The sequence below is a fragment of the Pseudoduganella sp. jia 9 genome (genome assembly GCF_055502615.1).
In genome coordinates this window covers 86,888-111,254 of record NZ_JBUPWE010000003.1, presented here as the reverse complement: position 1 = coordinate 111,254, position 24,367 = coordinate 86,888, and the positions used below count along the sequence as shown (strand labels likewise).

At 68.0% G+C, this 24,367-nt stretch carries 20 protein-coding genes and 1 tRNA gene; 8 read left to right on the top strand and 13 right to left on the bottom strand.

Annotation, left to right across the window (positions count from 1 at the left end; translation table 11 throughout):
• Positions 1-29: 29 nt before the first annotated feature.
• Positions 30-251 carry an entry exclusion lipoprotein TrbK gene (trbK, locus tag ACY34H_RS03765; protein WP_464976151.1) on the top strand — a complete coding sequence of 74 codons (222 nt, stop codon included), beginning with the start codon at positions 30-32 and terminating at the stop codon, positions 249-251.
• Here trbK and ACY34H_RS03760 read toward each other — a convergent pair whose 3' ends face one another.
• Positions 252-1,142 (bottom strand): EamA family transporter, encoded by an 891-nt coding sequence (locus tag ACY34H_RS03760; RefSeq protein ID WP_464976150.1) that lies wholly within the window; start codon positions 1,140-1,142, stop codon positions 252-254.
• A 121-nt stretch (positions 1,143-1,263) separates the two neighbouring features.
• Between ACY34H_RS03760 and ACY34H_RS03755 the strand changes: the two genes are divergently transcribed.
• The 4 genes from ACY34H_RS03755 (at position 1,264) to ACY34H_RS03740 (ending at position 5,904) form a co-directional block, all read left to right on the top strand.
• The gene (locus ACY34H_RS03755; RefSeq protein WP_464976149.1) at positions 1,264-1,680 is read left to right on the top strand and encodes a hypothetical protein; all 417 of its coding nucleotides are present in this window, start codon (positions 1,264-1,266) and stop codon (positions 1,678-1,680) included.
• Positions 1,681-1,766: 86 nt separating this feature from the next.
• Positions 1,767-3,227 (top strand): TolC family protein, encoded by a 1,461-nt coding sequence (locus ACY34H_RS03750; RefSeq protein ID WP_464976148.1) that lies wholly within the window; start codon positions 1,767-1,769, stop codon positions 3,225-3,227.
• On the top strand, positions 3,224-4,612 hold the full coding sequence (locus ACY34H_RS03745; protein ID WP_464976147.1) for a multicopper oxidase family protein: 1,389 nt from the start codon (positions 3,224-3,226) through the stop codon (positions 4,610-4,612). The genes ACY34H_RS03750 and ACY34H_RS03745 overlap by 4 nt, the downstream gene beginning before the upstream one ends.
• Positions 4,613-4,659: 47 nt before the next feature.
• Entirely contained in the window at positions 4,660-5,904 is a 1,245-nt protein-coding gene (locus tag ACY34H_RS03740; RefSeq protein WP_464976146.1) for a voltage-gated chloride channel family protein, read from the top strand.
• On the opposite strand, the gene ACY34H_RS03735 is transcribed toward ACY34H_RS03740, so the two are convergent.
• Positions 5,876-6,814, bottom strand: coding sequence for a DUF72 domain-containing protein (locus ACY34H_RS03735; protein ID WP_464976145.1), 939 nt, complete (start codon positions 6,812-6,814; stop codon positions 5,876-5,878). The genes ACY34H_RS03740 and ACY34H_RS03735 overlap by 29 nt on opposite strands.
• Positions 6,811-8,628 (bottom strand): putative bifunctional diguanylate cyclase/phosphodiesterase, encoded by a 1,818-nt coding sequence (locus ACY34H_RS03730; protein ID WP_464976144.1) that lies wholly within the window; start codon positions 8,626-8,628, stop codon positions 6,811-6,813. Before ACY34H_RS03730 ends, ACY34H_RS03735 begins: the two co-directional genes overlap by 4 nt.
• 214 nt (positions 8,629-8,842) lie before the next feature.
• On the opposite strand from ACY34H_RS03730, the gene ACY34H_RS03725 reads away from it, so the two are divergent.
• A complete protein-coding gene (locus ACY34H_RS03725) occupies positions 8,843-9,421 on the top strand; it encodes a TMEM175 family protein (RefSeq protein WP_464976372.1) in 579 nt (192 codons plus the stop codon).
• A gap of 133 nt (positions 9,422-9,554) precedes the next feature.
• On the opposite strand, the gene ACY34H_RS03720 is transcribed toward ACY34H_RS03725, so the two are convergent.
• Positions 9,555-10,247 (bottom strand): YoaK family protein, encoded by a 693-nt coding sequence (locus ACY34H_RS03720; RefSeq protein ID WP_464976143.1) that lies wholly within the window; start codon positions 10,245-10,247, stop codon positions 9,555-9,557.
• Positions 10,247-11,068 carry an alpha/beta fold hydrolase gene (locus ACY34H_RS03715; protein WP_464976371.1) on the bottom strand — a complete coding sequence of 274 codons (822 nt, stop codon included), beginning with the start codon at positions 11,066-11,068 and terminating at the stop codon, positions 10,247-10,249. The genes ACY34H_RS03720 and ACY34H_RS03715 overlap by 1 nt, the downstream gene beginning before the upstream one ends.
• Before the next feature lie 189 nt (positions 11,069-11,257).
• Here ACY34H_RS03715 and ACY34H_RS03710 point away from each other — a divergent pair, with 189 nt between their 5' ends.
• Both ACY34H_RS03710 and ACY34H_RS03705 read left to right on the top strand, forming a co-directional pair.
• Positions 11,258-12,292: an MBL fold metallo-hydrolase gene (locus ACY34H_RS03710; RefSeq protein ID WP_464976142.1), complete on the top strand. Its 1,035-nt coding sequence runs from the start codon at positions 11,258-11,260 to the stop codon at positions 12,290-12,292.
• Positions 12,293-12,435: 143 nt separating this feature from the next.
• Positions 12,436-12,891, top strand: coding sequence for a hypothetical protein (locus ACY34H_RS03705; RefSeq protein ID WP_464976141.1), 456 nt, complete (start codon positions 12,436-12,438; stop codon positions 12,889-12,891).
• Between the two features lie 82 nt (positions 12,892-12,973).
• On the opposite strand, the gene ACY34H_RS03700 is transcribed toward ACY34H_RS03705, so the two are convergent.
• From ACY34H_RS03700 to fdnG, 8 genes are all read right to left on the bottom strand, one after another.
• On the bottom strand, positions 12,974-14,686 hold the full coding sequence (locus ACY34H_RS03700; protein ID WP_464976140.1) for a vWA domain-containing protein: 1,713 nt from the start codon (positions 14,684-14,686) through the stop codon (positions 12,974-12,976).
• A gap of 137 nt (positions 14,687-14,823) precedes the next feature.
• A tRNA-Sec gene (locus tag ACY34H_RS03695) sits at positions 14,824-14,919 on the bottom strand.
• A gap of 34 nt (positions 14,920-14,953) precedes the next feature.
• Positions 14,954-16,843, bottom strand: coding sequence for a selenocysteine-specific translation elongation factor (gene selB, locus ACY34H_RS03690; protein WP_464976139.1), 1,890 nt, complete (start codon positions 16,841-16,843; stop codon positions 14,954-14,956).
• Positions 16,840-18,315 carry an L-seryl-tRNA(Sec) selenium transferase gene (selA, locus tag ACY34H_RS03685; RefSeq protein ID WP_464976138.1) on the bottom strand — a complete coding sequence of 492 codons (1,476 nt, stop codon included), beginning with the start codon at positions 18,313-18,315 and terminating at the stop codon, positions 16,840-16,842. The genes selB and selA overlap by 4 nt, the downstream gene beginning before the upstream one ends.
• Positions 18,312-19,340 carry a formate dehydrogenase accessory protein FdhE gene (fdhE, locus tag ACY34H_RS03680; RefSeq protein WP_464976137.1) on the bottom strand — a complete coding sequence of 343 codons (1,029 nt, stop codon included), beginning with the start codon at positions 19,338-19,340 and terminating at the stop codon, positions 18,312-18,314. Before fdhE ends, selA begins: the two co-directional genes overlap by 4 nt.
• Positions 19,341-19,475: 135 nt before the next feature.
• Positions 19,476-20,153, bottom strand: a complete 678-nt coding sequence (locus tag ACY34H_RS03675) for a formate dehydrogenase subunit gamma (RefSeq protein WP_464976136.1) — start codon at positions 20,151-20,153, stop codon at positions 19,476-19,478.
• A complete protein-coding gene (fdxH, locus tag ACY34H_RS03670; protein WP_464976135.1) occupies positions 20,140-21,063 on the bottom strand; it encodes a formate dehydrogenase subunit beta in 924 nt (307 codons plus the stop codon). The genes ACY34H_RS03675 and fdxH overlap by 14 nt, the downstream gene beginning before the upstream one ends.
• A gap of 19 nt (positions 21,064-21,082) precedes the next feature.
• Entirely contained in the window at positions 21,083-24,154 is a 3,072-nt protein-coding gene (fdnG, locus tag ACY34H_RS03665; RefSeq protein WP_464976134.1) for a formate dehydrogenase-N subunit alpha, read from the bottom strand.
• Positions 24,155-24,367: the final 213 nt, after the last annotated feature.

The window sequence follows — 24,367 nt, the reverse complement described above, 5'->3', positions numbered from 1 at the left end:
GCTGTCGTTCACTTTCGAATGGAACCGCGATGACATACGTGAAGACGATCGGGGCCCTGTGCGCCCTGGCCCTGGTGCTGGCCGGCTGCGGCAAGGTCGACCCGCAATTGACGGCGCAGCAGATGACGATGACCGATGCCACCTGCGCGCCGGCCGAGATCGGAAAGATCGCCGACACGGACGTGCGCAAGGCGTTCCAGGAACGCTGCGACCGCCGCGATCAGTTCAAGCCGGCCGCGCCGGCCAGCTGATCACCCCGCCGGGGGCGGTGCCTTCGGCGAACCGAAACGGCTGCTCATCGCCGCGCCCACCGACGCGGCGATGATCGCGCCGATCGCCGCCCACTGGTTCAGCGCCAGCCGTTCACCCAGCAGCAGCAGCCCCATCACGGCGCCGATCGCCGGCTCCGCGCTGAGCAGGATGCTGAACGTATTGGCCGGCAGCCGGCGCAGCGCCAGCATCTCCAGCGAATAGGGGATCGCGCTGGAAACGATGGCCACGCCCAGGCCGAGCGCCAGCACCTGCGGCTGCAGGATGGCTGCACCGGCCTGCCAGAAGCCGAACGGCGCCGCCACCAGCACGCCGATCCACATCCCGTAGGCCGACGTCGCCGGCCCATGGCGCATGCCGGCGCGCTTGCCCGCCAGGATGTACACGGCCCAGCATGCGCCGGCGCACAGCGCGAGCGCGATGCCGCGCCAGTCCAGCGCCGCCGCCGTGCGGTCCAGCGGCAGCAGCAGCGCCAGTCCGCCGATGGCCAGTGCGATCCACAGGAAATCGATGCGCCGGCGCGATGTGAACACGGCCACCGCCAGCGGGCCGGTGAATTCGACCGCGATCGCCACGCCGAGCGGTATGTAGGCCAGCGACGAATAGAACGACAGGTTCATCACCCCCAGCGATACCCCATACAGCGCCAGCGCATGCCAGTCGCCGCCCAGGCGGATGCGCCATGGCTTGAAAACGGCCGACAGGATCACCGCCGCGAACGTCAGCCGCAGCGCCGTCGCGCCGGCCGGGCCGACCAGCGGGAACAGCTGCTTGGCCAGCGAGGCGCCGGCCGTCAGCGAGACCAGCGCGAGCAGCAGGGCGGCGAAGGGAAGGGCATTGGAAGCGGGGGCGGAAGAGGAGGCGGGCTGCATGCAACGTGGGATTGATGGGCGGCTGCGATTGCCGCGCTGTTCGGGTAGGCCGACAGTATATACGCCAGCTGCCTGTCCGCCAGCCTCCGCCAGGCGCTGGCCCGTGCTACCATGACGCCCGATGAAAGCGCTGCTCCGTACCTTGTTGCTGTGGTGTCTGCTGGCCGGTGTGCCCCTGCAGGGCTTTGCCTCGGCCACGATGCTGCTGTGTAACGCACAGCCTGCACCGGCCATGGCACATCACGAGGCCATGCCGGCGGACGGCCATCACGACCATGCGGCGATGCTGGCCGCGCAGCATGGCCATGCCGCGCCCCACCACGGGGACGCGCACCACGATGCCGATGCATCCCATGCGGAGCATGCGCAATGTGCCAGTGCCGGCGCGTGCTGCACCGGTGCCCCGCTGGCACCTGCGCTGCCCGCGGCACCGCCGCTGCAGGATGGCCGCTGCGCCACCGTTCCCTTCGTCTCCGCGGTGCCCGCCGCCGTCGACCTGGCCGGCCTCGAACGGCCGCCGAAATCCGCCCCAGCCTGAATCGAGCGCCGCTCCGGGCAACCTGTCCGGCCGGTCCTGACCCGCACCGCGCGGGTCAAGCACATACGATCATGCAAGAGGTAACAATGACATCATCACCGATGGCGACGGCCCTGGCCGTTCCGATCCTGGCGCTGGCCCTGTCCGGCTGCGCCAGTTTTTCCCCCGATGGCGGCATGGCCGCCGTCGACCAGGCCACGCAGGCAAGAGCTGGCGCGCCGACCAAACTGCTGCGCACCGACGACGACCGCCGCGCGCTGGCGGAACAGCTGAAACCGATGCTGGCGCAGCCGATCGGCGTGGACGACGCCGTGCGCATCGCGCTGCTGAACAACCGCGGCCTGCAGGCCACGTACTGGGAGCTGGGTATTGCAGAGGCCGACCTGGTGCAGGCCGGCCGGCTGCAGAATCCCGCCTTTGGCTACCAGCACAAGCGCGGCGGCGGCACCACGACGATCGAGCGTTCGCTGGCATTCAACCTGGCGGGCCTGATCACGGCGCCGCTGGCGCAGCGTATCGAAGGCCGGCTGTTCGAGCAGACCAGGCTGCGCGTGACCGCAGAGGCGCTGAAAGTGGCGGCCGACACGCGGCGCGCCTATTACGAAGCGGTGGGCGGCGCCCAGGCCGTCGAGTACGCGAAGCAGGTGGCCGGCGCCGCCGATGCCAGCGCCGAACTGGCGCAGCGCATGCGCAGGGCAGGCAACTGGAGCGCCTACGACCAGGCACGCGAAGCCGCGTTCCACGCCGAGGCGATGGCCGACGTGGCGCGCGCGGCGAAAGCGGCGACGGCGGCACGGGAGCGCCTGACGCGGCTGCTCGGCCTGTCGGGCGAGGAAGCCCGATACCGGCTGCCCGGCCGCTTGCCGGACCTGCCGGCGGCGCCGCGCGAGCTGGCCGACGTGGAAGGCGCCGCGCTGCGCGAGCGCCTCGACGTGCAGGCGGCAAGGAAGGACACCGAGCACACCGCCGCATCGCTGGGCCTGGTGCGTGCGACCCGTTTCGTCAACGTGCTGGAACTGGGCGTGGTGCGCGAACGCGAAGGTGGCGAGCCGGTAGAGCGCGGCTACGAGCTGACCCTGGAAATCCCCCTGTTCGACTGGGGCACCGCGCGCACGCGGCGCGCCGAGGCGGTGTACATGCAGTCGGTGAACCGGCTGGCGGAAACCGCCGTCAATGCCCGCAGCGAGGCGCGCGAGGCCTACGCCGCGTGGCGCACCGCCTACGACCTGGCCAGGCACTACCGCGACACGGTCATCCCGCTGAGGAAGCAGGTGTCGGACGAGACGCTGCTGCGCTATAACGGCATGCTGCTCAGCACCTTCGAGCTGCTGGCCGACGCGCGCGAGCAAAGGGTGGCCGTGGCTGGCGCGATCGAGGCACTGAAAGAATACTGGATCGCCGACGCCGACCTGGAGACCGCGCTGGGCGGCCGCCTGCCCGCCGTTGCCGCCGTGGCGCACACCATGGAGCACAAGACGGAGCAGGAGCCAGAGCACACGCCCGAGCACAAGAAGGAGCACAACCACGAACACGGAGCACACCAATGACCGCATCGAACAATTCGCGCCGCAGCTTCCTGGCCGGCGCCACCACCCTGCTGGGCGCGGGCATGGTGAGCCGCGCCGGCGCGGCATCGCTGCCCGAAGCGCCGGTGGGCCCGTCCGCTGCCACCGCCGCGCCGCTGGTGCCGCCCAACGGCCGGCCATACAACCCCGTCGTCACGCTGAACGGCTGGAGCCTGCCGTGGCGGATGAAGGATGGCGTCAAGGAGTTCCACCTGGTCGCCGAGCCGGTGCTGCGCGAGGTGGCGCCCGGCATGACGGCGAACCTGTGGGGCTACAACGGCCAAAGCCCGGGGCCCACGATCGAAGTGGTCGAGGGCGACCGCGTGCGCATCTTCGTCACCAACAAGCTGCCGGAGCACACCAGCGTGCACTGGCACGGCCAGATCCTGCCGAACGGCATGGATGGCGTCAGCGGCGTGACGCAGCCGTCGATCCAGCCCGGCAAGACGTTCGTATACGAGTTCGTCGCGAAGCACGCCGGCACGTTCATGTACCACCCGCACGCCGATGAAATGGTGCAGATGGCGATGGGCATGATGGGCTTCTGGGTCACGCACCCGAAGGATATCCGCCGGCATGCGGTCGACCGCGACTTCGTGTTCCTGCTGGGGGCCTACGACATCGAACCGGGCAGCTACACGCCGCAGGTCAACACGATGCTCGACTTTAATCTGTGGACCTTCAACAGCCGCGTGTTCCCGGCCATCGATCCGATGGTGGTGCGCCAGGGCGACCGGGTGCGCATCCGCGCCGGCAACCTGACGATGACGAACCACCCGATCCACCTGCACGGCCACACGTTCGAAGTGACCGGCACCGACGGCGGCTGGGTCAAGCCGTCGGCCCGCTGGCCCGAGGTGACGACCGACATCGCGGTCGGCCAGATGCGCGCGATCGAGTTCGTGGCCGACAATCCGGGCGACTGGGCATTCCACTGCCACAAGTCGCACCACACGATGAACGCGATGGGACACGACGTGCCAACGCTGATCGGCGTCGACCACCGCGGCGTGGCCGAGAAGATCAACGATCTGGTGCCGGGCTACATGGTGATGGGCGACAAGGGCGGTTCGATGGGCAGCATGCGCATGCCGCTGCCGGAAAACACGCTGCCGATGATGACCGGCACCGGCCAGTACGGCGAGATCGAGATGGGCGGCATGTTCACGCTCGTGAAGGTGCGCGAAGGCCTGGCGCGCGGCGACTACCGCGATCCGGGGCACTACCGGCATCCGGCCGGCAGCGTCGCCCGCGAGTGGAGCGGCGAACTGCCGCCCGCGCCGCAGGCTCCGGGCATGGCGCCGCTGGCGCCGGCGCAGGGCAAGCCGGTGAAGGTGAAGCGCGGGGGAGGGCATGACCATCATTGACGGGTTGTCGGTCTGAAGTCCCGGAGGGCATGCTATATTGCCCTCCGATGAAAGCCCACCTCGACTCCTTCGTCCTCGCGCTCCGCTACCTCCTCAAGTGGTCCCTGATTTCCCTGCTGATCGCCGCCCTGGCCGGCACCGCCTCCGCACTGTTCCTGTTCTCGCTCGACGCCGCGACCGGCTGGCGTGAAAGCCATCCCTGGATCATCTGGCTGCTGCCGCTGGCCGGCTTCGCGGTCGGCTGGATCTACCTGCGCTGGGGCCGCAGCGTGGAGGCCGGCAACAACCTGCTGATCGACGAGATCCACGATCCGAAAAACGTGGTTCCGCTGCGCATGGCGCCGCTGGTACTGGGCGGCACCGTGATCTCGCACCTGTTCGGCGCGTCGGTCGGCCGCGAAGGCACGGCGGTGCAGATGGGCGGTACGCTGGCCGACCAGCTGACGCGGGTGGCGAAACTCGGCCCCGCCGACCGCCGCATCCTGCTGATGGCGGGCATCAGCGCGGGTTTCGCGTCGGTTTTCGGCACGCCGCTGGCGGGCGCGATCTTCGGCCTCGAAGTGCTGGTGATCGGCCGCATGCGCTACGACGCGATTTTCCCGTGCATGGCGGCGGCGATCCTGGCCGACCAGGTTGGGCTGGCGTGGGGTGTGCACCATATTCACTACGCGGTTGCCGCGGTGCCGCCGCTCACGGCGTGGACGATCAGCGCGATCATGGCCGCCGGCGTCGCCTTCGGCCTGGCAGGCATGCTGTTCGCCCGCGCCACGCATGCGCTGTCGGCCTTCATGAAACGCCATGTGTCCTATGCGCCGTTGCGGCCGCTCATCGGCGGTGCCGTCGTCGCTTGCGCGGTGTGGGCCGTGGGCACGCAGCGCTACGTGGGCCTCGGCATACCCGTCATCGTCGAAGCGTTCGCGCACCCGCTGCCCATCTGGGATGCGCTGGGCAAGCTGGCGTTCACGGTGGCGTCGCTGGGCACCGGCTTCAAGGGCGGCGAAGTCACGCCGCTGTTCTATATCGGCGCCACGCTGGGCAACTCGCTGGCGCCGCTGCTGGACCTGCCGTTCCCGCTGCTGGCGGGTGTGGGCTTCGTCGCCGTATTCGCCGGCGCGGCCAATACGCCGCTGGCTTCCACGGTGATGGCGCTGGAACTGTTCGGCCCCGCGATCGGGCCGTACGCGGCGCTGGGCTGCGTGGTGGCGTACCTGTGCTCGGGCCACGCCGGCATCTACCGGGCGCAGCGCGGCTCGAAATCGGCCTTCAGCGCGGATCCGGGCGCGGATCGGTGAGCGGCTCCAGCCCGTCGTCGGCGTCCAGGCGCGCCAGCAGCCGGCGCGCATCGAACGGCGCATGCACCTTGATGTCGTTATCGAAGTAGCAGTAGATGTCGCGGCTGGCGCGCTTCGGGGGCGCCGCCTTGGTGATCAGGCGTGCGCCGTCCGGCTGGCTGCCGCTGCTCCATGCGCGGATCCTGGCTGCCCAGTCGTCCAGCGCGGCGTCGGTGTAGCCGCCGGCATACAGCTCTTTTTCGCCGTGCAGGCGCAGGTACATGAAGTCGGCCGTCACGTCCTCGAAGTCGGGCCACTTGCCGGCCGTGTCGGCCACCACCAGCGCTACCTTGTACTTGCGCAGCAAGGCCACGAACGCCGGGTCGTTGAAGCTCTCGTGCCGGATCTCCAGCGCATGGCGCAGCTTGCGCTTGCGGTCGATCTCGAGGAATTCCCGACCGTTCATGCGCGCCTCGTGGCGCTGCGCCATCGCCAGCGCCGCTTCGGTATCGTGCGGCAGGGCGGCCAGGAATGTTTCGATCACGTCGGCATCGAACGCGAAGTTCGGCGGCAACTGCCAGAGGAAGGGTCCCAGCTTGTCGCGCAATGCCAGCACGCCGGAGGCGAACACGTTGTTCAGCGACGGCACCGGGTCGCGCAGCCGGCGCATGTGCGTGATGAAGCGGTTGCCCGTGTGCGAAAACACGAAGCCCGGCGGCGTGGCGTCGTACCACTCCTGGTAGCTTTTCGGCCGCTGCAGCGAATAGAACGAGCCGTTGATCTCGATGGTCGGCAGGGCGCGCGACGCGAAATCGAGTTCGCGCGCCTGCGCCAGGCCGGGCGGGTAGAAGACCTTGCGCCAGGGTTCGTAGCGCCAGCCGGAAATGCCGACGCGCAGCCGCGCCCGCGCCCCCTTCGCCGGCCCGCTCATGCGCCCGCGAACAGCTCGCGCACGTCGCCATCGCCGGCCGCCTGCCGGGCGCGCTGGCCCCAGGCGCGCAGCAGGTGTTCCACGCCCTGCGGCGGCAGCGCGGAACAGAAGTACCAGCCCTGCACGCAATAGGCATGCTGGTGGCGCAGCCAGTCCAGGTCCACCTGGCGTTCCAGGCCCTCGCACAGCAGTTCCGCGTCGGACACCTCGGCCACGCCCTGGATCAGCCGGAACAGGCTGGCCGTCACGGCGCTGTCGGCCACGCCGTGCACGAAGCGGCGGTCCACCTTGAGCCGGTCGAACGGCAGCGTGCCGATCGCATCGAGGTTCGAATAGCCGATGCCGAAGTCGTCGATGGCGATGCGCAGGCCGAGGCGGCGCAGCGCGGCCACCCGTTCGCCCAGCGCTTCCGGTGCTTCGAGCAACTGGCTCTCGGTCACTTCCACTTCCAGCAGCGCGCCGGGCAGCCGGTACTCGTCCAGCAGGGCCATGATGGCATCGGGCAGGCCGGGATGCAGCAGTGTGGAACGGGAAAAATTGAGCGATACGGGAACCTGCGGCAGGCCGGCATCCATCCAGCCGCGCATGTCGCGGCAAACCTGGCGCATCACCAGCATGTCCAGCGCGTGGCTGCTGCCCGCGCTTTCGGCCAGCGGCACGAAGGCCGACGGCGGCACCGCGCCGCGCTGCGGATGGTCCCAGCGTACCAGCGCTTCCAGGCCGATCAGCATCTGCTTGGCGAAATTGACCTGCGGCTGGTAGTGCATCGACAGCCTGCCAGCGCCTGGCTGGCCTTCCAGCACGCCGAGCAGGTCATGCAGGAAAGTCGAGCGTTCGCGCATTTCGCTGCCGTATTCGCGCACCACCGAGAAACCGGCCATGTCGCCGATGCTGGCCGCCGCCGTTTCCGCCATGTCCAGCAGGGCGGCCGCTGCCACCGGCGTCGGCAGGCTCTCGCGCACGATGCCGATGCGGGCATGAAGCACCTGCGTGCGGTCGGACGGCAGCGTGACCGGCACGTCGATCGCATGGCACAGCGCCTGCAGGCGGTCCATGCCCGCCGGGGCCAGCAGCGCAAAGGCAAAGCGGTCGCCGCCCAGGTGGCCGGCCAGGCTGTCCACTCCGGCCCAGCCGACGATGCGCGCGGCGATCTCGGCCAGCGTGGCATCGCCGGCATCGCGGCCGTACACTTCGTTGATCTGATGAAAACCGGTCAGGTCGATGTAGCCGACGGCCAGCTCGCGGCGCCCGGCCTCGCTCTTGGCATGCTGCAGTTGCTGCACGAACGCGCCGCGGTTGTACATGCCGGTGACGGCATCGCAGTAGCGCAATTCCAGCGTATCGGCAACCAGCCGCGCCAGCCCCTGCAGCATCGTGCGCTGCGCGGCTTCGAGCCGGCCGGGCGCGCGCCACATCACCCACAGGGTTCCCAGCTGATAGCCGCGGTTGCCGTACAGCGCCACGCCGGCATAGTGGTGGTAGTGCGGCGGCTGGCGTACGATGGGCTTGGCTGCGGACCAGTCGTGCTGCCGGGCATCTTCCACCTCGAAGAAGTCGCTCCCGGACGCCACCAGGTCGCTGCAGAACGAATCGCCGCGCTCGATCTCGCGCAGCGTCGTGCCTACGGTGACCGGCATCCAGATGTGCGAGCGGTACACCAGGCTGATGCCGCCGATGTCCGCGCCCATCGTCTGCACGGCCAGTTCCACGATAAAGCGCAACTGCGGATCGGGCTTGTCCAGCGCAAGCTCGTAGCGCGATAGTTCGCGCACCCGACGCTGCTCGGACTCTTCCCGTTCGAACCGCATGTCCATGACAGATTGCCTCCTTTTCAATGGGGCCAAGCTTACGGAGGTTTTACTTGCGATGCAACCGTTGTCCGGTAGGGTTGCGAGAGCTCTGCCTTCAGGGCGATGTGATGGCGCGGCGCGGGGCACTAAGATGATTGCCCGAACCACAGGAGGAAGCATGCAGGAAGGAAGCAAACAAGACCACCCGGAAATCGCGGCGGCAACCGGGGGCAAAGAGATGGGCAAGGGCCGGCTGGAAGCCTTCAGCGACGGCGTCATCGCCATCATCATCACGATCATGGTGCTCGAGCTGAAGGTGCCGCACGAGCCCACGCTCGAGGCGCTGCTGCCGCTTTGGCCGCTGTTCTTCAGCTACGTGCTCAGTTTCGTCTACGTGGGCCTGTACTGGAACAACCACCACCACTTGCTGCAGCTGGCGCGCAAGGTCGACGGCCGGGTGCTGTGGGCCAACCTGCATCTGCTGTTCTGGCTGTCGCTGGTGCCGTTCATGACCAACTGGCTGGGCGAGCAGCACATGGCCGCGTGGCCGATGGCGCTGTACGGCGTGGTGCTGCTGATGAGCGCCATTGCCTACGACCTGCTGGTGCGCAGCCTGGTGCGGCTGCACGGCCCGCAGTCGGCGCTGGCCCATGCTATCGGCCGCGATACCAAGGGATGGGTGTCGATCGTGCTGTACGCTGTGGGCGTGCCGCTGTCGCTGTGGCAGCCGCTGGTGGGCGCGGCGTTCTACGTCGGGCTGGCGCTGGTGTGGATCCGGCCTGACCCGCGGGTGGAGCGCAACGTGGCGCAGGAGTGAAAAAAGCCGCGGCGACCGCCGCAGGAATAAAAAAGCCGCGGCGACCGCCGCAGGAATAAAAAAGCCGCGGCGACCGCCGCAGGAATAAAAGCCGCGGCGACCGCCGCGGCTCTTCCCGTTCGAAAAACATGGTTCAGACGTGCGCCGGCTTCGCCTCCGGCCATGGCAGGACCATCAGGAACGCCACGGCGGCGATCGGCAGCAGCAGGCACCAGAAGCCGAAATGCACGTAGCCCGCGCCGCCGGCGATGCAGCCGACCGCGAATGCCAGCACGGGCCACACGAAGCGGATGAATTTTTCCTTCGCGGCCGGGGTGGCATGGCCGGTGGCCAGGTCGGTCATGTCGATCAGCAGTTCGGTCACGTTGCCGGTCATGACCGTGGTCGGCGCGATGCGGGAGAACTGCAGCTTGCCGGCGGCATTGTGTACACCCATCGCCGCGGCGCCGAGCATGCCGGTGAGAAGCACAAGCGGCGCATCCGGGCTCACGATCGGCATCGCCAGCAGCGCCGTCGCCATGAAGGCGACCAGCAGCACCAGCTGCATCGACAGCATGGGCCGGATCGGCACCACGCCGCGCCGCTCGCACCGGTTGCCCAGCAGCCGGGTGGCCACCACCCCCGCGCCGAAGGCGGGGAAGGCCAGGCACTTCAGCAGCAGGGTCGTATGCGAAGGATGCGTCAGCGTGGCACCGATCAGCACGAAGTTCCCCGTCACGTGCGCCGTGAACAGCCCGTACAGCGCGACGAAGCCGGCCGTGTCGACATAGCCGGCCAGGCCGCCGAGGCAGATGCCGAGGAACAGGTCGCTGGGAGTGGCCCGCATCAGGAACGCAGGAAGGCCAGCAGGTCCGCGTTCAGGCGGTCCTTGTGGGTGGACGGCAGGCCGTGCGGCGCGCCTTCGTACACTTCCAGGCGGCCTTGCGGCAGGATCTCGGCGGCGCGGCGCGCGGTGGCGGCGATCGGCACGATCTGGTCGTCGCTGCCGTGGATTACCAGCGTCGGGATCGTCATCTTCTTCAGGTCTTCGGTGAAATCGGTCTCGGAGAATTGCTTGATGCACGCGTAGGCGGCGCGGATGCTGCACTGCATGCCCTGCAGCCAGAACGTGTCGCGCATGCCTTGGGAGTCCTTGGCACCGTCGCGGTTGAAGCCGTAGAACGGCGTGGTCAGGTCCTTGAAGAACTGCGCGCGGTCGGCTTTCACGCCGGCGCGGATGCCGTCGAACACCTCCATCGGCACGCCTGCCGGATTGTCCGGGCCCACCAGCATGCGCGGCGTGACGGCGCCCACCAGCACGGCGCCCTTGACGCGGCCGGTGCCGTGGCGGCCGATGTAGCGGGCGACTTCGCCGCCGCCAGTCGAGTGGCCGACCAGAGTCGCGCCCTGCAGGTCGAGTGCCTCGATCACGGCCGCCAGGTCGTCGGCGTAGTGGTCCATGTCGTTGCCGTGCCATGGCTTGCTGGAGAGGCCGTGGCCGCGGCGGTCGTGGGCGATCACGCGGTAGCCATGCTCGGCCAGGAACATCATCTGGTCTTCCCAGGCGTCGCCCTGCAGCGGCCAGCCGTGGCTGAATACCACGGCCGGGCCGTCGCCCCAGTCGGTATAGCGGATGATGGTCCCGTCGCGGGTGGTCACGGTGTTGATGGTGCGTTGAGCGGTCATGATGTTCCTTTCCGAACGTGGTTGCGCAGTGTTTGCGATGACTTGCATTGTCTTCGCCCGGCCATTTCCGGGCCACTGCACTAAGGGAGAGAAGAGGGCGCCACGGCAGGGGGTTATCGGACGGCGCGCGGTGGCGCACACTGCGCCTCCCACCATTGCCAAGGAGCCGTCATGTCCAACCTGTCCCGGGCCTTTGCCCTGTGTGCCCTCGGCGGACTGCTGGCCGCCGCCACCGCCGTCCAGGTGCATGCCGCCGCTCCGTTCGCGGCGGCGCAGGCACCCGGCTGGTACCGCATCGCCCTGGGCCGCTACGAAGTGACGGCGCTGCTCGACGGTACCCATCCGTTCCCCGCCCACGAGGTGCTCACGCGCGGCACCGCGAGTCTGGACAAGGCCGATCCCGGCCTGGCGGACCGATTGCTGGCGGCCGCGTACCTGAAGGCGCCGGTGGAAGGGTCGATCAACGCGTTCCTCGTCAATACCGGCACGAAGCTGGTGTTGATCGACAGCGGCGCCGGCGCGCTGTACGGCGCGGATGGCGGCCACCTGCTGGGCAACCTGCGCTCCGCCGGCTACGCACCGGAACAGGTGGACGAAGTGCTGCTGACCCACCTGCATGCCGATCACGTGGGCGGCGTAGCGCTGGGCAGCGCCGCCGCGTTCCCGAATGCCGTGGTGCGCGTCGACGGGCGCGACGCGGCGTACTGGCTCAGCACCGCCGAGCAGGACAAGGCTCCGGCCTTCCTGCACGGCATGTTCGACGGTGCGATGGCGTCGCTGAAGCCGTACATCGCGGCGGGGCGCTTCAGGCCCTTCGATGGCGCCGGCCGGCTGGAAGAGGGGATTACCGCGGTGGCGTCGCCGGGCCACACGCCGGGCCATACGGCTTACCTGGTCGAGAGCGATGGCGAGCGGCTGCTGGCGTGGGGCGATACCGTGCATGTCGCGCCCGTGCAGTTTCCCGACCCCGGCGTGACGGTGAAGTACGACAGCGATGCGGCGCAGGCCGCGGCGCATCGCCGCGAATGGTTCGCCGCGGCGGCCCGGCGCGGCGACTGCGTGGCGGCGGCCCACATTTCGTTCCCGGGACTCGGCCACGTGGTCGATGGCGTCGACGGCTACCGCTGGCTGCCGCTGAACCACGTGGCCCGGACACCCGTGCCCGGCGGTGCGCCGCTGCCGCATCCATGCGCGCCTGCCGGCTGAGCAAGGCCGGTGCTTGCGGCGCAGGCCGACCGGCGCACGCGGTCGTGTCCTACAACCTACTGCTGAGCAGAGTGGCAGAATGGACTTGTCATTCCGGCATCTGGCCGGAGCATTGCAGGGCCATCGGCCCGAGGGAGAACATCATGCACATCCACCTGCTCGCGGCAGTCGCCGCACTGGCATTCACGGGCGCCGCGTCGGCGCAGAGCCATTCCGTCAGCAACATGGCTAATCCGCCGCAGACCCAGTCGGACAACAAGGCCGCCACCGAAGCCACGCCGGGCAGGACGGCAACGGCGCACCGCAATACCAGCAAGCAGCCGGACAAGAACGCCGGCCAGGCGCGCAATGCGCAAACGGCGCGGCAGCCCGCCGGCAAGGCCGAGACCAGCGGCGGCTCGACGACCGGCGGGACCGGTAGCGCGATGACCGGCGACCGGGTCGGCGCCGGTTCCAGCGCCACGGCCACCAGCGGCATCGGTGCCGGCAATGGCGACCGTGGCGCGGAAGGCGCGATGGAGATCAAGCCGTCGGAGGCCTATGTGAATCCGGTCGAGCGTCGCGCGCTCGACGAGGCGCCGAAGAGCGGCCAGAAGTAGGCCGGGCCTCGCAAATCCGGTTGCCCCAAGCCGCCCGACTCGAGCCGTCCCCGCAATCCCGGTGGCAGCCCGGGGCACCCGGCTACGGCTGGGCCGCGATCCCCACTTTGTCGAGGGCCTCGGCCATCCGCACCAGTTTCACGAATTCGGCGCGGTAGCCTTCCGGGTCGTCGCCGCGCGCGCCGCTGGCCAGCGCGGCGATGTCCGCATACCCCATGCCGGCCAGTTGCGGCTCGCCGCGCAGCTTCTGCCCGAACGCGGCGACGGCAATGGCGAAACGCTGGTCGTCCGGCGCGGCGGCATGGCTGGCGCGGCCCGTGGCAGGCACCGCGTGCTCGATCTGCCGACTGGCCGTCTCGCCCGGCAGCTTGTAGCGCAGCTTGACGAAGCACAGCTCGCTTCCGCCTTGCCCTGCCGCCGCTGTTGCTTTCGCGGCCTTGTTGCCCGCGTAGCGCGGCGGATCGACCAGTGCGGCCGCCGCGCCGGCCGGCGTGATCTCGTAGATCGCCGTCACCGTGTGGCCGGCGCCGATATCGCCGGCGTCCACCTTGTCATCCTTGAAGTCCTGGCGCTCCAGCATCCGCGTTTCATAGCCGACCAGGCGATAGGCCGCGACCCGTGCCGGGTTGAACTCGACCTGCAGCTTGACGTCGTTGGCGATCGGGAACATGGTCGAGCCGAGCTCCTCGCCCAGCGCTTTGCGCGCTTCCAGCAGCGAGTCGATGTAGGCGGCGTTGCCGTTGCCGGCCTGGGCCAGGCGCTGCATCAGCGCGTCGTTCAGGTTGCCTTCGCCCACGCCGAGGATCGACAGGTAGACACCGCTCTTGCGTTTGTCCGCGATGAAGCGTTCCAGCTGCCGCGGGTCGGTCATGCCGAGGTTGAAGTCGCCGTCGGTGGCCAGGATCACGCGGTTCACGGCCTTCGGATCGAAGTTGCGCGCGGCCAGGTCATAGGCGCGCTGCAGTCCCGCCCCCCCGGCGGTACCGCCGCCTCCCTTCAGCGCGGCAATGGCGTCGGCGATCTTGCCCTTTTCCTTGCCGGGCGTGGGTTCCAGCCCCACCTGCGTGCCGTTGGCATAGGTGACGATGGCCAGGCTGTCGCCGTCGCGCAGCTGCTGGGCGAACAGGCCGAACGCCTGCTGCAGCAGCGGCAATCGGTCGGCCGGCATCATCGAGCCCGACACGTCGACCAGCAGCACAACGTTGGCGCGCGGCCGGGCGGCGGCGGCGATGTCGTAGCCGCGCACGGCGATGTGGACCAGCTGGTTGCCGGCCTGCCACGGGCTCGGCACGACGTCGGTGCCGATCGCGAACGGCCGTGCCGGGTCGCGGGGCGCGCTGTAGCGGTACGGGAAGTAATTGACCATTTCCTCCACCCGCACTGCGTCCGGCGGCGGCAGCGTGCCGGCGGACAGCAGGCGCCGCACGAACGCATACGAGGCGGTGTCGACATCGGCGCTGAACGTGGATACCGGCTGCTCGCTGACCAGCACGGCCTTGTTGGCGTGCTTGCCGGGGAATTTGTTCGCGCTTTGCGGCACGATGACCGGCGGCAGGTAGGGGGCACGGAAGTGTGGAGCGTGCATCGGCATGGCCAGGCGCTGGGCGCTGCCGTGGGCCACGACCGCAGGGACCGGCGCGGCCGGTGGTGCCGGGGGAGGCGGCGAGAGCTTAGGCGCGGCAGCGTCCGGCGCGGCTTGCCCGGATACGGTTTCCTGGTGGACGGTACCGGAACCGCAGGCCGCCAGCAGCAGGACGATGCCGAGCGGTAGAACGAGGTGGAGCGGCGATTTCATGGGAAGCCTCGCAGGTTGTCGGGGGTGCGGACAACATGCCAAAACAGCATCGGCCAGTCAACCGCCGTTACAACTGGCAACCCTCGGCGGGCAACCGGCGGCGGAGGCGCGCGGCGGGTTGCGATCGCGAAGAAGGATGGCGGAAGGCAGAAAGAGTCGAACTTACAGAGGAACGGCTGACGCCCCTCACCGGGTTTGAAGCCCGGCCCCATCACCGGATGAGAATGCCTTCCAGGGAAAACAGTGCCGCGTGCCCGGCCGCGACTGTCATGTCGGGTCGGGCCAGCTTGCGTTGGGCCGCACCAGGTGGCTGTTGCGGACGCGGCGAGTATAGCCGACACGGTCGAAATATTCCAACACCTGGATCGCGCGCTTGCGGCCCAGGTTCGTCGCATCGCGGAACGTGGCCGCCTGCGCATCGGCCAGCGTGGCGACGATGCGCGCCATCTCGGCCAGCGCGCGCGGATGGTAGAACAGGTCGGGCACTACCTGCGACAACTGTCCGGCCCGCGCCAGCTTGCGCAGCAGGCGCCGCACTTCGTCTTCGGGTACGCGGTATTCCCGCGCCAGGTCGCGCACCCACGGCGGATCGAAGCGGCCCCGTTCCAGGGCGGCGAGCAACGGCGCGGCCAGCGTTTCCTCTTCCCGCGTCAGCGCCACGCTGTGGCCCGGCAGGTGCAGGCTGTGGCCGCGCTGCGCAAGCGTGCCGGCGGCCAGCATGCGCGCCACCAGCGCCGGCCACAAGGCGTCCTCTGCGTCGGGCTGCGCCATCCGTTTCAGGCGCCACAGTTCGGGCCCCGCTTCATCCGGCTGCCTGGCGTGGAAGGCGGCCAGCGCGTCGAGTACCGAGCGCTCCAGCCGTGCCAGCGCCGGTTCGGCGATCCACAGGTCCTCGCCGCCGGGCAGCGGCAAGCGCAGGCAGCCGGCCGGCAGCGCGATCGCATCGGCCGGCAATTGCGTCAGCCGGGTCAGCATGGCGGCGCGCACGCCGAGCGGGCTTTGCGCCAGCAGCGCCGCCACGTCGCCGCTGTCGACCCAGGCCTGCAGCGCATCGAGCCATGCCAGCCGCGCCGGACTGCGGCGCTTGCGCGCGGCGCCGAACGGGTCGAGCACCGTGCCGCCGCCGATCGTCTGCGTCGCCTGGGCGTTGCGCACCACGAAGCGGTCGCCGGGCACCGCATGCACCGGCACGTCGAACACCAGCTGCACGCGGGACGGCCGTCCCGGTTGCACGGCGTCGGCGTCGAGCGGCACCACGTTGGCCGTATGGTGCGCGGCACCCAGGTGCACGTGCACCGGCGACCACGCCTTGAGAATTCCCGTGGCCAGCGTCAGCTGCGCATCGATCCGTTCGCCGCAGGCCTGCAATGGCGGAGCGACGATCCACGTGCCCCGTTCGATGTCTTCCTTCGCCACCCCGGCCAGGTTCAGCGCGAGGCGCTGCCCGGCATGGCCCTGGACGGCGCTGCGGCTTTGCGCGTGCAGGCCGCGCACGCGCGCGCTCTGGCCGCCGGGTGCCAGCACCACCGTGTCGCCGACGGCCACCCGGCCGGACAGCGCCGTGCCGGTGACCACCGTGCCCTGGCCGGACAGGGTAAACACCCGGTCGACGCCGAGCCGGAACAGGCGCCGGTCGTCAAGCGCCGGCAGCGTGCGTGCCGCTTCCGTCAGGTAGGCCAGCAGGGCTGCCACGCCGGGGTCGCCCGGCAGCGTGGCGGCGGTACGGAACACGGGGGCGCCGGCGAACGGCGTATCGGCCAGCAGCGCGGCAATGTCCGCCTCGACGGCGGCGATGCGTGCCGCGTCGGCGCGGTCGGTCTTGGTCAGCGCCACGGCGCCGCGGCGCACGCCCAACAGCCGCAGGATGGCCAGATGCTCGACGGTCTGCGGCATGATGCCGTCGTCGGCGGCAACCACCAGCAGCGCATGGTCGATGCCGGTCACGCCCGATGCCATCGTGCGGATGAATTTCTCGTGGCCCGGCACGTCGATCACGCCGAGGATCTCGCCATCGGCCAGCGGCAGGTAGGCGTAACCCAGCTCGATCGAGATGCCGCGCGCCTTTTCCTCCTTCAGGCGGTCGGTATCGACGCCCGTCAGCGCGCGTGTCAGCGTGGTCTTGCCATGGTCGATATGGCCGGCGGTACCGACGATCATGTGGATTCCAGGTCCTTCAGTTGCCGTTCGAATTCCGCGGCATGGGCTTCTTCCAGGCAGCGCAGGTCGAGCCACAGTGTATCGCTGGCGATGCGGCCGATGACCGGCACCGGCAGTGCGCGCAGCCGGCGTTCCAGCACGCCCAGTGGATTGCCGCGCGTGGCGGCGCTTCCCGGCACGGGTACGGGGCGCACGGCGAGGCCGAAGCTGGGCAGCACGTCGACGGGCAGGGCGCCACTGCCGATCTGGCTCGTCATGGCTTGCGCGCCGACGGCGTAGGCGTCGCCCAGCGCGCGCTGCAAGGGCGCCTGCAGCCGTTCGGCCAGCGCGCGCATTGCGCTGGCGGGGCGGGTCAGCAGGCGCAGCGTCGTCAGCCGCTCGGGCAGCAGGTCCGGCGCGTGGTACAGCGCCAGCACCGGTTCCAGCGCGGCCAGCGTCAGCTTGCCGACGCGCAGCGCGCGCTTCAGCGGATTTTTCTTGATGGCGGCCACCAGGTCCCTGCGGCCGGCGATGATGCCGCACTGCGGGCCGCCCAGCAGCTTGTCGCCGCTGAAGGTCACCAGGTCGGCGCCGCCTTCGATGGTTTCGCGCACCGTCGTCTCGTGCGGCAGGCCGTATTTTTCCAGGTCGACCAGGGTACCGCTGCCCAGGTCCACCGCTACCGGGACGCCGCGTTCGCGGGCCAGCGGCGCCAGCTCCGGCAGCGTCACCTCTTTCGTGAAACCGGTGATCGCATAATTGCTGGTGTGGACCTTCATCAGCAGCGCAGTCTGCGCATCGACGGCTTCCGCGTAATCCTTCAGGTGCGTGCGGTTGGTCGCGCCGACTTCGCGCAGCGTGGCGCCGGCGCGCGTCATCACGTCCGGGATGCGGAAGGCGCCGCCGATCTCCACCAGTTCGCCGCGCGACACGATGACCTCGCGGCCGCTGGCGAGCGTATTGAGCATCAGCAGCACGGCGGCGGCGTTGTTGTTGACGATCGTGACGGCTTCGGCGCCCGTCAGTTTCAGCAGATGTTCCTCGACCAGCGAATCGCGGTCGCCCCGCTTGCCCGTGTCGAGGTCCCATTCCAGGTTCATCGGCCAGCGCAGCGCATCGGCCACCGCCTGCACGGCCACATCCGGCAACAGGGCGCGGCCCAGGTTCGTGTGCAGCACCGTGCCCGTCAGGTTGAACAGCCGGCGCATCGCCGGGCGGTTGGCCGCGGCGAGCCTGTCCCGCAGCGCGGCCAGCACGGCGGCCTCCGACGTATCGGCGGCCCCGCCCGCCAGCAGCGTGCCGCGCAGGCCGGCCAGCAGGCCGCGCAGCGCGTCGACAGTCTGTTCTCGGCCGTATTCGGCCAGCAGTGGCTGGCAGGCGGGTGCGGCGAGCAGCAGGTGGACGGCCGGCAGCCTGAGGTGAGGCACCGACGCTGCCGGGTTTCCGTCTTGCGCCGGCGGCGCCTGCTCCTTGCCCTGTGCCGCCGCTGTCATTCCGCGGCGCCCAGCCGCAGCAGCGGGTTGCCGCTGGCCCGTGCATAGCCCAGCTCGGACACCAGCATGTCCAGCACCAGGCTGGCGAGATCGTCGGCCAGCGGGTCGACGTTGTAGTCGTGTTCCTGGTTGAAGATCTTGCGGTACGAATGGCACTCGTCGCACGTTTCGGCGCGCGCCACGCGGGTCGGGTCGTTGGCCTTGTTCAGCATCTTGCCTTCCCTGGCCGCCGCCACGTTCTCGGCGACCGGGTCGGCATCGGCGTCGGTCAGGCCCTGGTATGCCACTTTCGCATTGGCTTCACAGCACGAGCACTTCACGCGCACCATGTGCCATTCGCTGGCGCAGACCGCGCAATGCAGGTAGCGATAACCCTGCGACTGGCCGCCGATGCGGATCACGCTGGCCACCGGGTGCGAGCCGCACACCGGGCACAGCGTGCCGGTGACGAGCGGCTGGGCCCAGCGCTCGTCGAGCTGCGCGGCCATCACGCTCCAGGTGACCTGCAGCGCGGCCGCCACGAACGGCGCCTGGGCGGGATCGATGCCTTCGGCGAATTCGCCCAGCACGGCGTCGGCCGCGCCTTCCAGCTGCGCTTCGTCCAGCGCGCGCAGGGCGGCGAGGGCGGCCGCCAGCTGCGGCTGGCCGGCGGCTTTCGCCTCCAGCCTGTCGAGGATGGCGGTGAATACCGTGCGCCACCCGTCCGGGCGCTTGCCGGTGACCGGCAGCGGCGGCATGTTGTGCTCGTGCGCGACGCGCATTTCCTCCTGCGGCGGCAGCGGCACGCCTGCCGGCAGCAGGGTCTTCACGACATCGGCCTGCGCCTGTACGAGTTCGGCCATCACTTTGACGTAGCTGGCCAGCGCTTCATCGACGGGAATGCCCTTGATGTTGTTCTGCGCCAGCTGGCGCAGCCGTTCGGCACGCGCCGTGTACAGTTCGCCCGGCCGCGGCAGCAGCAGGCGGGGGATGGCGGTATGGTCGAGCGATTCGATCTCGCCCGGTTCTAGCAGTCGCTGTACCAAGATAACTCCAAATTCACACAGTTATTTCCTCAAAAACAGGGTCAGACCCTGTTTTTGAGGAAATAAAAAAGCCGGGCCACGTGGGCCCGGCCAATTTTAGACGAATCGCATGAAACGCGCAGTTTCCGCCCGACTTCAGCGGTTGCGCTTGCGCATTTCGTCCTCGAACCAGCGCTGGTGATGCTTGCGTGCCCAGCCGTAGGTGACGGTGCCGCGGATCATGGCGCCCATCGAACCCTTGATCCAGAAGCCGGCGTACACGTGCACGATGATCGAGACGATGATCACGGACGCGAAGAACGCATGCAGCAGCGAGGCCACGCGGATCACGTCGATCGCGAACAGGTGCGAGAACCAGGCGCGCCACATGACGATGCCGGTCAGCAGCAGGCCGACCATCGACACGATCAGCACCCAGAACAGCAGCTTCTGGCCGGCGTTGTACTTGCCGATGCGGGGCAGTTTCTCCTCGCGGTTGGCCAGCACGTCGTCGAATTGCTTCAGCCACTGGCGGTCCGAGGCGTCCAGGAAGTTGTGGTGCCAGAAGCGCAGCACCAGCACCAGGAACGACACGAACATCACGATGCCGATGAACGGATGCAGGATCCGCGTCCACTGGCCGCCGCCGAGGAACACCGCCATCCACGACATCGCCGGATGGAACAGGGCGAGGCCGGAGACCGCCAGCAGCACGAACGAAATCGCCGTGATCCAGTGGTTGGTGCGTTCGTTCGGCTTGTACCGCTCGATCAGCGGGTAGCCTTCCTTGTCCTTCAGGGTGTCATCGTGCTTCCGGATCTCATCGTGGCTCATGACGTTCCTCCGCTATGCGTTTCGCGTCGTGCAGTGCTTCCTCTTCTTCCTTGCGGCTGACCTCGTTCGGTCCGACGCGGGTGTAGTGGAAGAAGCCGGCCAGCGCCGCCGCCGCCATGCCGGCCAGGGCCAGCGGCTTCGTCAGGCCCTTCCATGCGCCCACGACGGGGCTGATGGAAGGATTGTTACGCAGGCCGCTGTACAGCGCCGGACGGTCGGCGTGGTGCAGCACATACATCACGTGCGTGCCGCCCACGCCGGCCGGGTCGTACAGGCCGGCGTTCTCGTAGCCGCGCGACTTCAGGTCCTCGATCCGCTCGGCCGCATGCGTCTTCATGTCTTCCTTCGTGCCGAAGACGATCGCACCGGTCGGGCAGGTTTTCACGCAGGCAGGTTCCTGGCCCACGGCCACGCGGTCCGAGCACAGCGTGCACTTGTACGCGCGGTTGTCCTTCTTCGAGATGCGCGGCACGTCGAACGGGCAGCCCGTCACGCAGTAGCCGCAGCCGATGCAGTTCTCTTCGTGGAAGTCGACGATGCCGTTGGTGTACTGCACGATCGCGCCAGGCGCCGGGCAGGCTTTCAGGCAGCCCGGTTCCTCGCAGTGCATGCAGCCGTCCTTGCGGATCAGCCACTCCAGGTTGCCCTGTTCGTTCTCGTGTTCCGCGAAGCGCATTACGGTCCACGATTGCGGCGTCAGGTCGGTCGGGTTGTCGTACACGCCGGTGGTTTCACCCACTTCATCCCGCAGGTCGTTCCACTCCGAGCACGCCGTCTGGCAGGCCTTGCAGCCGATGCATTTCGATACGTCGATCAGCTTGGCGACCGTACCGGTGATCGGCTCGCGGGCAGCGGGCGGCTGCACCGTGGTGGCCGAGATCCGTTTGATGTCCAAAGATTGTAATGCCATGATCTTTCCTTATCCTCGCTCAGGCTTTCTCGACCTTCACCAGGAACGACTTGAATTCCGGTGTCTGCGAATTGCCGTCGCCCACGACAGGCGTCAGCGTGTTGGTGAGATAGCCCGGCTTGGTCAGGCCCTTGAAGCCGAAGTGCAGCGGGATGCCGACCGTGTGCGTGACCTTGCCGTCGATGGTCAGTGCCTTGATCCGCTTGGTGACGACGGCTTTCGCCACGATCACGCCGCGTTTCGACGACACCTTCACTTTCTGGCCCGCCACCACGCCGACTTCCTTCGCCAGCGCCTCGCCGATTTCCACGAACTGCTCCGGCTGCGCGATCGCGTTCAGGCGGGCGTGCTTGGTCCAGAAGTGGAAGTGCTCGGTCAGGCGATAGGTCGTCGCCACGTGCGGGAACTCGTTGTGCGTGCCCATCTGCGCACGGTCGCCCGGGAACACGCGCGCGCCGGGGTTGCTGGTCGCCTTCGGGTTCTTCGGGTGCATCGGGTTGTAGCCCAGCGGGTTCTCGAACGGCTCGTAGTGCTCGGGGAACGGGCCTTCGTTCATCTGGCCGCGGGCGAAGAAACGCGCCACGCCTTCGGCGTTCATGATGAACGGATTCATGCCGTTGGCCGGGTCTTCGTCCAGCTTGAAGTCCGGCACGTCCGCGCCGCTCCACGTGGTGCCGTTCCAGCCGACCAGTTTCCGGGTCGGGTCGAACGGCTTGCCCTGCGTGTCGCACGAAGCACGGTTGTACAGCACGCGGCGGTTGGCCGGCCATGCCCACGCCCAGCCCAGCGTATTGCCGATGCCGGTCGGGTCGGAGTTGTCGCGGCGGCCCATCTGGTTGCCCGCGGCGGTCCAGCTGCCGGCGAAGATCCAGCAGCCGGAAGCCGTGGAACCGTCATCCTTGAGCTGCGAGAAGGAAGCCAGCTGTTCGCCTTTCTTCAGCAGCACCTTCGTCGGATCCTTCGGATCGGTGATGTCCTTCAGCGCCTTGCCGTTGAATTCCATCGCCAGTTCTTCCGGCGTCGGATGGGCGGGCTGCGCGTACGGCCACGTCAGGTTCAGGATCGGGTCGGGGAACTTGCCGCCCTCGGTCTGGTACAGCTTGCGCAGGCGCAGGAACAGGCCGGACATGATCTCGATGTCGCCCTTGGCCTGGCCCGGCGGTTCGGCGCCTTGCCAGTGCCACTGCAGCACGCGCGACGAACTCACGAGCGAACCGCGTTCCTCGGCGAAGATCGCCGTCGGCAGGCGGAACACTTCCGTCTGGATCTTCGTGGGGTCGACGTCATGGAATTCGCCATGCGGCTTCCAGAACTCGCCCGTCTCGATGGCCAGCGGATCCATGATGACGAGGTACTTCAGCTTGGCCAGCGCCTCGGTGACCTTCTGCTTGTTCGGCGCGGACGCCAGCACGTTGAAGCCCTGGCAGAAGTAGCCGGTCATCTTGCCCTGGTGCATCAGCTCGATTGTCTGCAGCAGGTCGTACGGCTTGTCCAGCTTCGGCAGGTAGTCGAAGGCCCAGTTGTTTTCCTCGGTGGCGGCATCGCCCCACCAGGTCTTCATGAAGCTGACGTGGAACTTCTTGTAGTTGCTCCAGTAGCTCAGCTGATTGGGGCGCAGCGGCTTCGGTGCCCGCGCATCGATGTACTTGTCGAAGTCCTGTTCGGCATCGAACGGCAGCGTCATGTAGCCGGGCAGCAGGTTCGACATCAGGCCCAGGTCGGTCAGGCCCTGGATGTTCGAGTGGCCGCGCAGCGCGTTCATGCCGCCGCCGGCGATACCGATGTTGCCCAGCAGCAGCTGGACCATCGCGCCCATGCGGATCGTCTGCGCACCGGTGGAGTGGTGCGTCCAGCCCAGCGCGTACAGCACCGTGGCGGCACGGCCCGGCACCGCCGTCGAAGCCAGCGTCTCGGCAACCTTGTGGAACTGTTCGGGCGACACGCCGCACACCTTCTGTACCATTTCTGGCGTATAGCGGGCGTAGTGCTTCTTCATCAGCTGATACACGCAGCGCGGGTGCTGCATGGTCGGGTCGACCTTGGCGTAACCGTCCTCGCCGATCTCGTAGTTCCAGCTCGACTTGTCGGTGTACTTGCCTGCGGTGGCGTCGTAGCCGGAATAGATGCCGTCGTCGAACGCGAAATCCTCGCGGACGATGAAGGACATGTCCGTGTAGTTGCGGACGTATTCGTGCTGGATCTTGTCGTTCGTGATCAGGTAATTGGCGATCGCGCCAAGGAACACGATGTCCGTGCCGGTACGCGTGGCAACATAGTAGTCCGCCACGGACGCAGTACGGGTAAACCGCGGGTCCACTACCACCAGCTTGGCCTTGTTATGTGCCTTGGCTTCGGTAACCCATTTAAAACCACAGGGGTGCGCTTCGGCGGCATTACCGCCCATAACCAGAATCACGTCGGCATTTTTAATGTCGACCCAGTGATTCGTCATCGCACCACGGCCAAACGTCGGGGCAAGACCTGCCACCGTCGGACCGTGTCAAACACGCGCCTGGTTATCGAATGCGAGCATCCCGAGACTGCGCACAGTCTTGTGGGTGAGGTAGCCGACTTCGTTGCTGGCGGCCGAAGCGGCCAGGAAGCCGGTCGTCAGCCAGCGGTTGACGGTCACGCCGTCCGCATTCTTCTCGATGAAGTTGGCGTCGCGGTCGGCCTTCATCAGCCGGGCGATGCGGTCGAGCGCGTCGCTCCACGAGATCTTCTGCCATTCGGTGCCGCCCGGCGCGCGGTATTCCGGCTCCTTCAGGCGGTTCGGCGAATGGATGAAGTCGATCAGGCTGGCGCCCTTCGGGCACAGCGTGCCTCGGTTGACCGGGTGGTCGGCGTCGCCCTCGATGTGGATGATGCTGGCGGCCGCGTTCTTCGAGCCGTCGCCCAGGCCGTACATCAGCAGGCCGCAGCCGACGGAACAGTACGGGCAGGTGTTGCGGGTTTCGGTCGTGCGCGCCAGCTTGTACTGCCGGACTTCGGCCATGGCCGTAGCCGGCATGAAGCCCAGCGCCGCGATGCTCGAACCCGCGATGGTTGCGCCAGTTACCTTCAGGAACTGGCGCCTTGACATCTGGTTCATGGAAATCCTCTGTAAGGAGTTTATTTGTTTCGCCAAGTAATGTTATCACTGCGAAGAAAGTATTTTCGCAGCGAAACTCAACCGGACAAGGGGTTAAATTCAAAAACTACGTGTTATCCCTTATCAGGCGAATGCAAAATAGTTGATCGAAAAGCCTGATATTAGTCAAAAGGCAAATCGATTAAATATAATGAGAAGCGTTCTCATTCAATC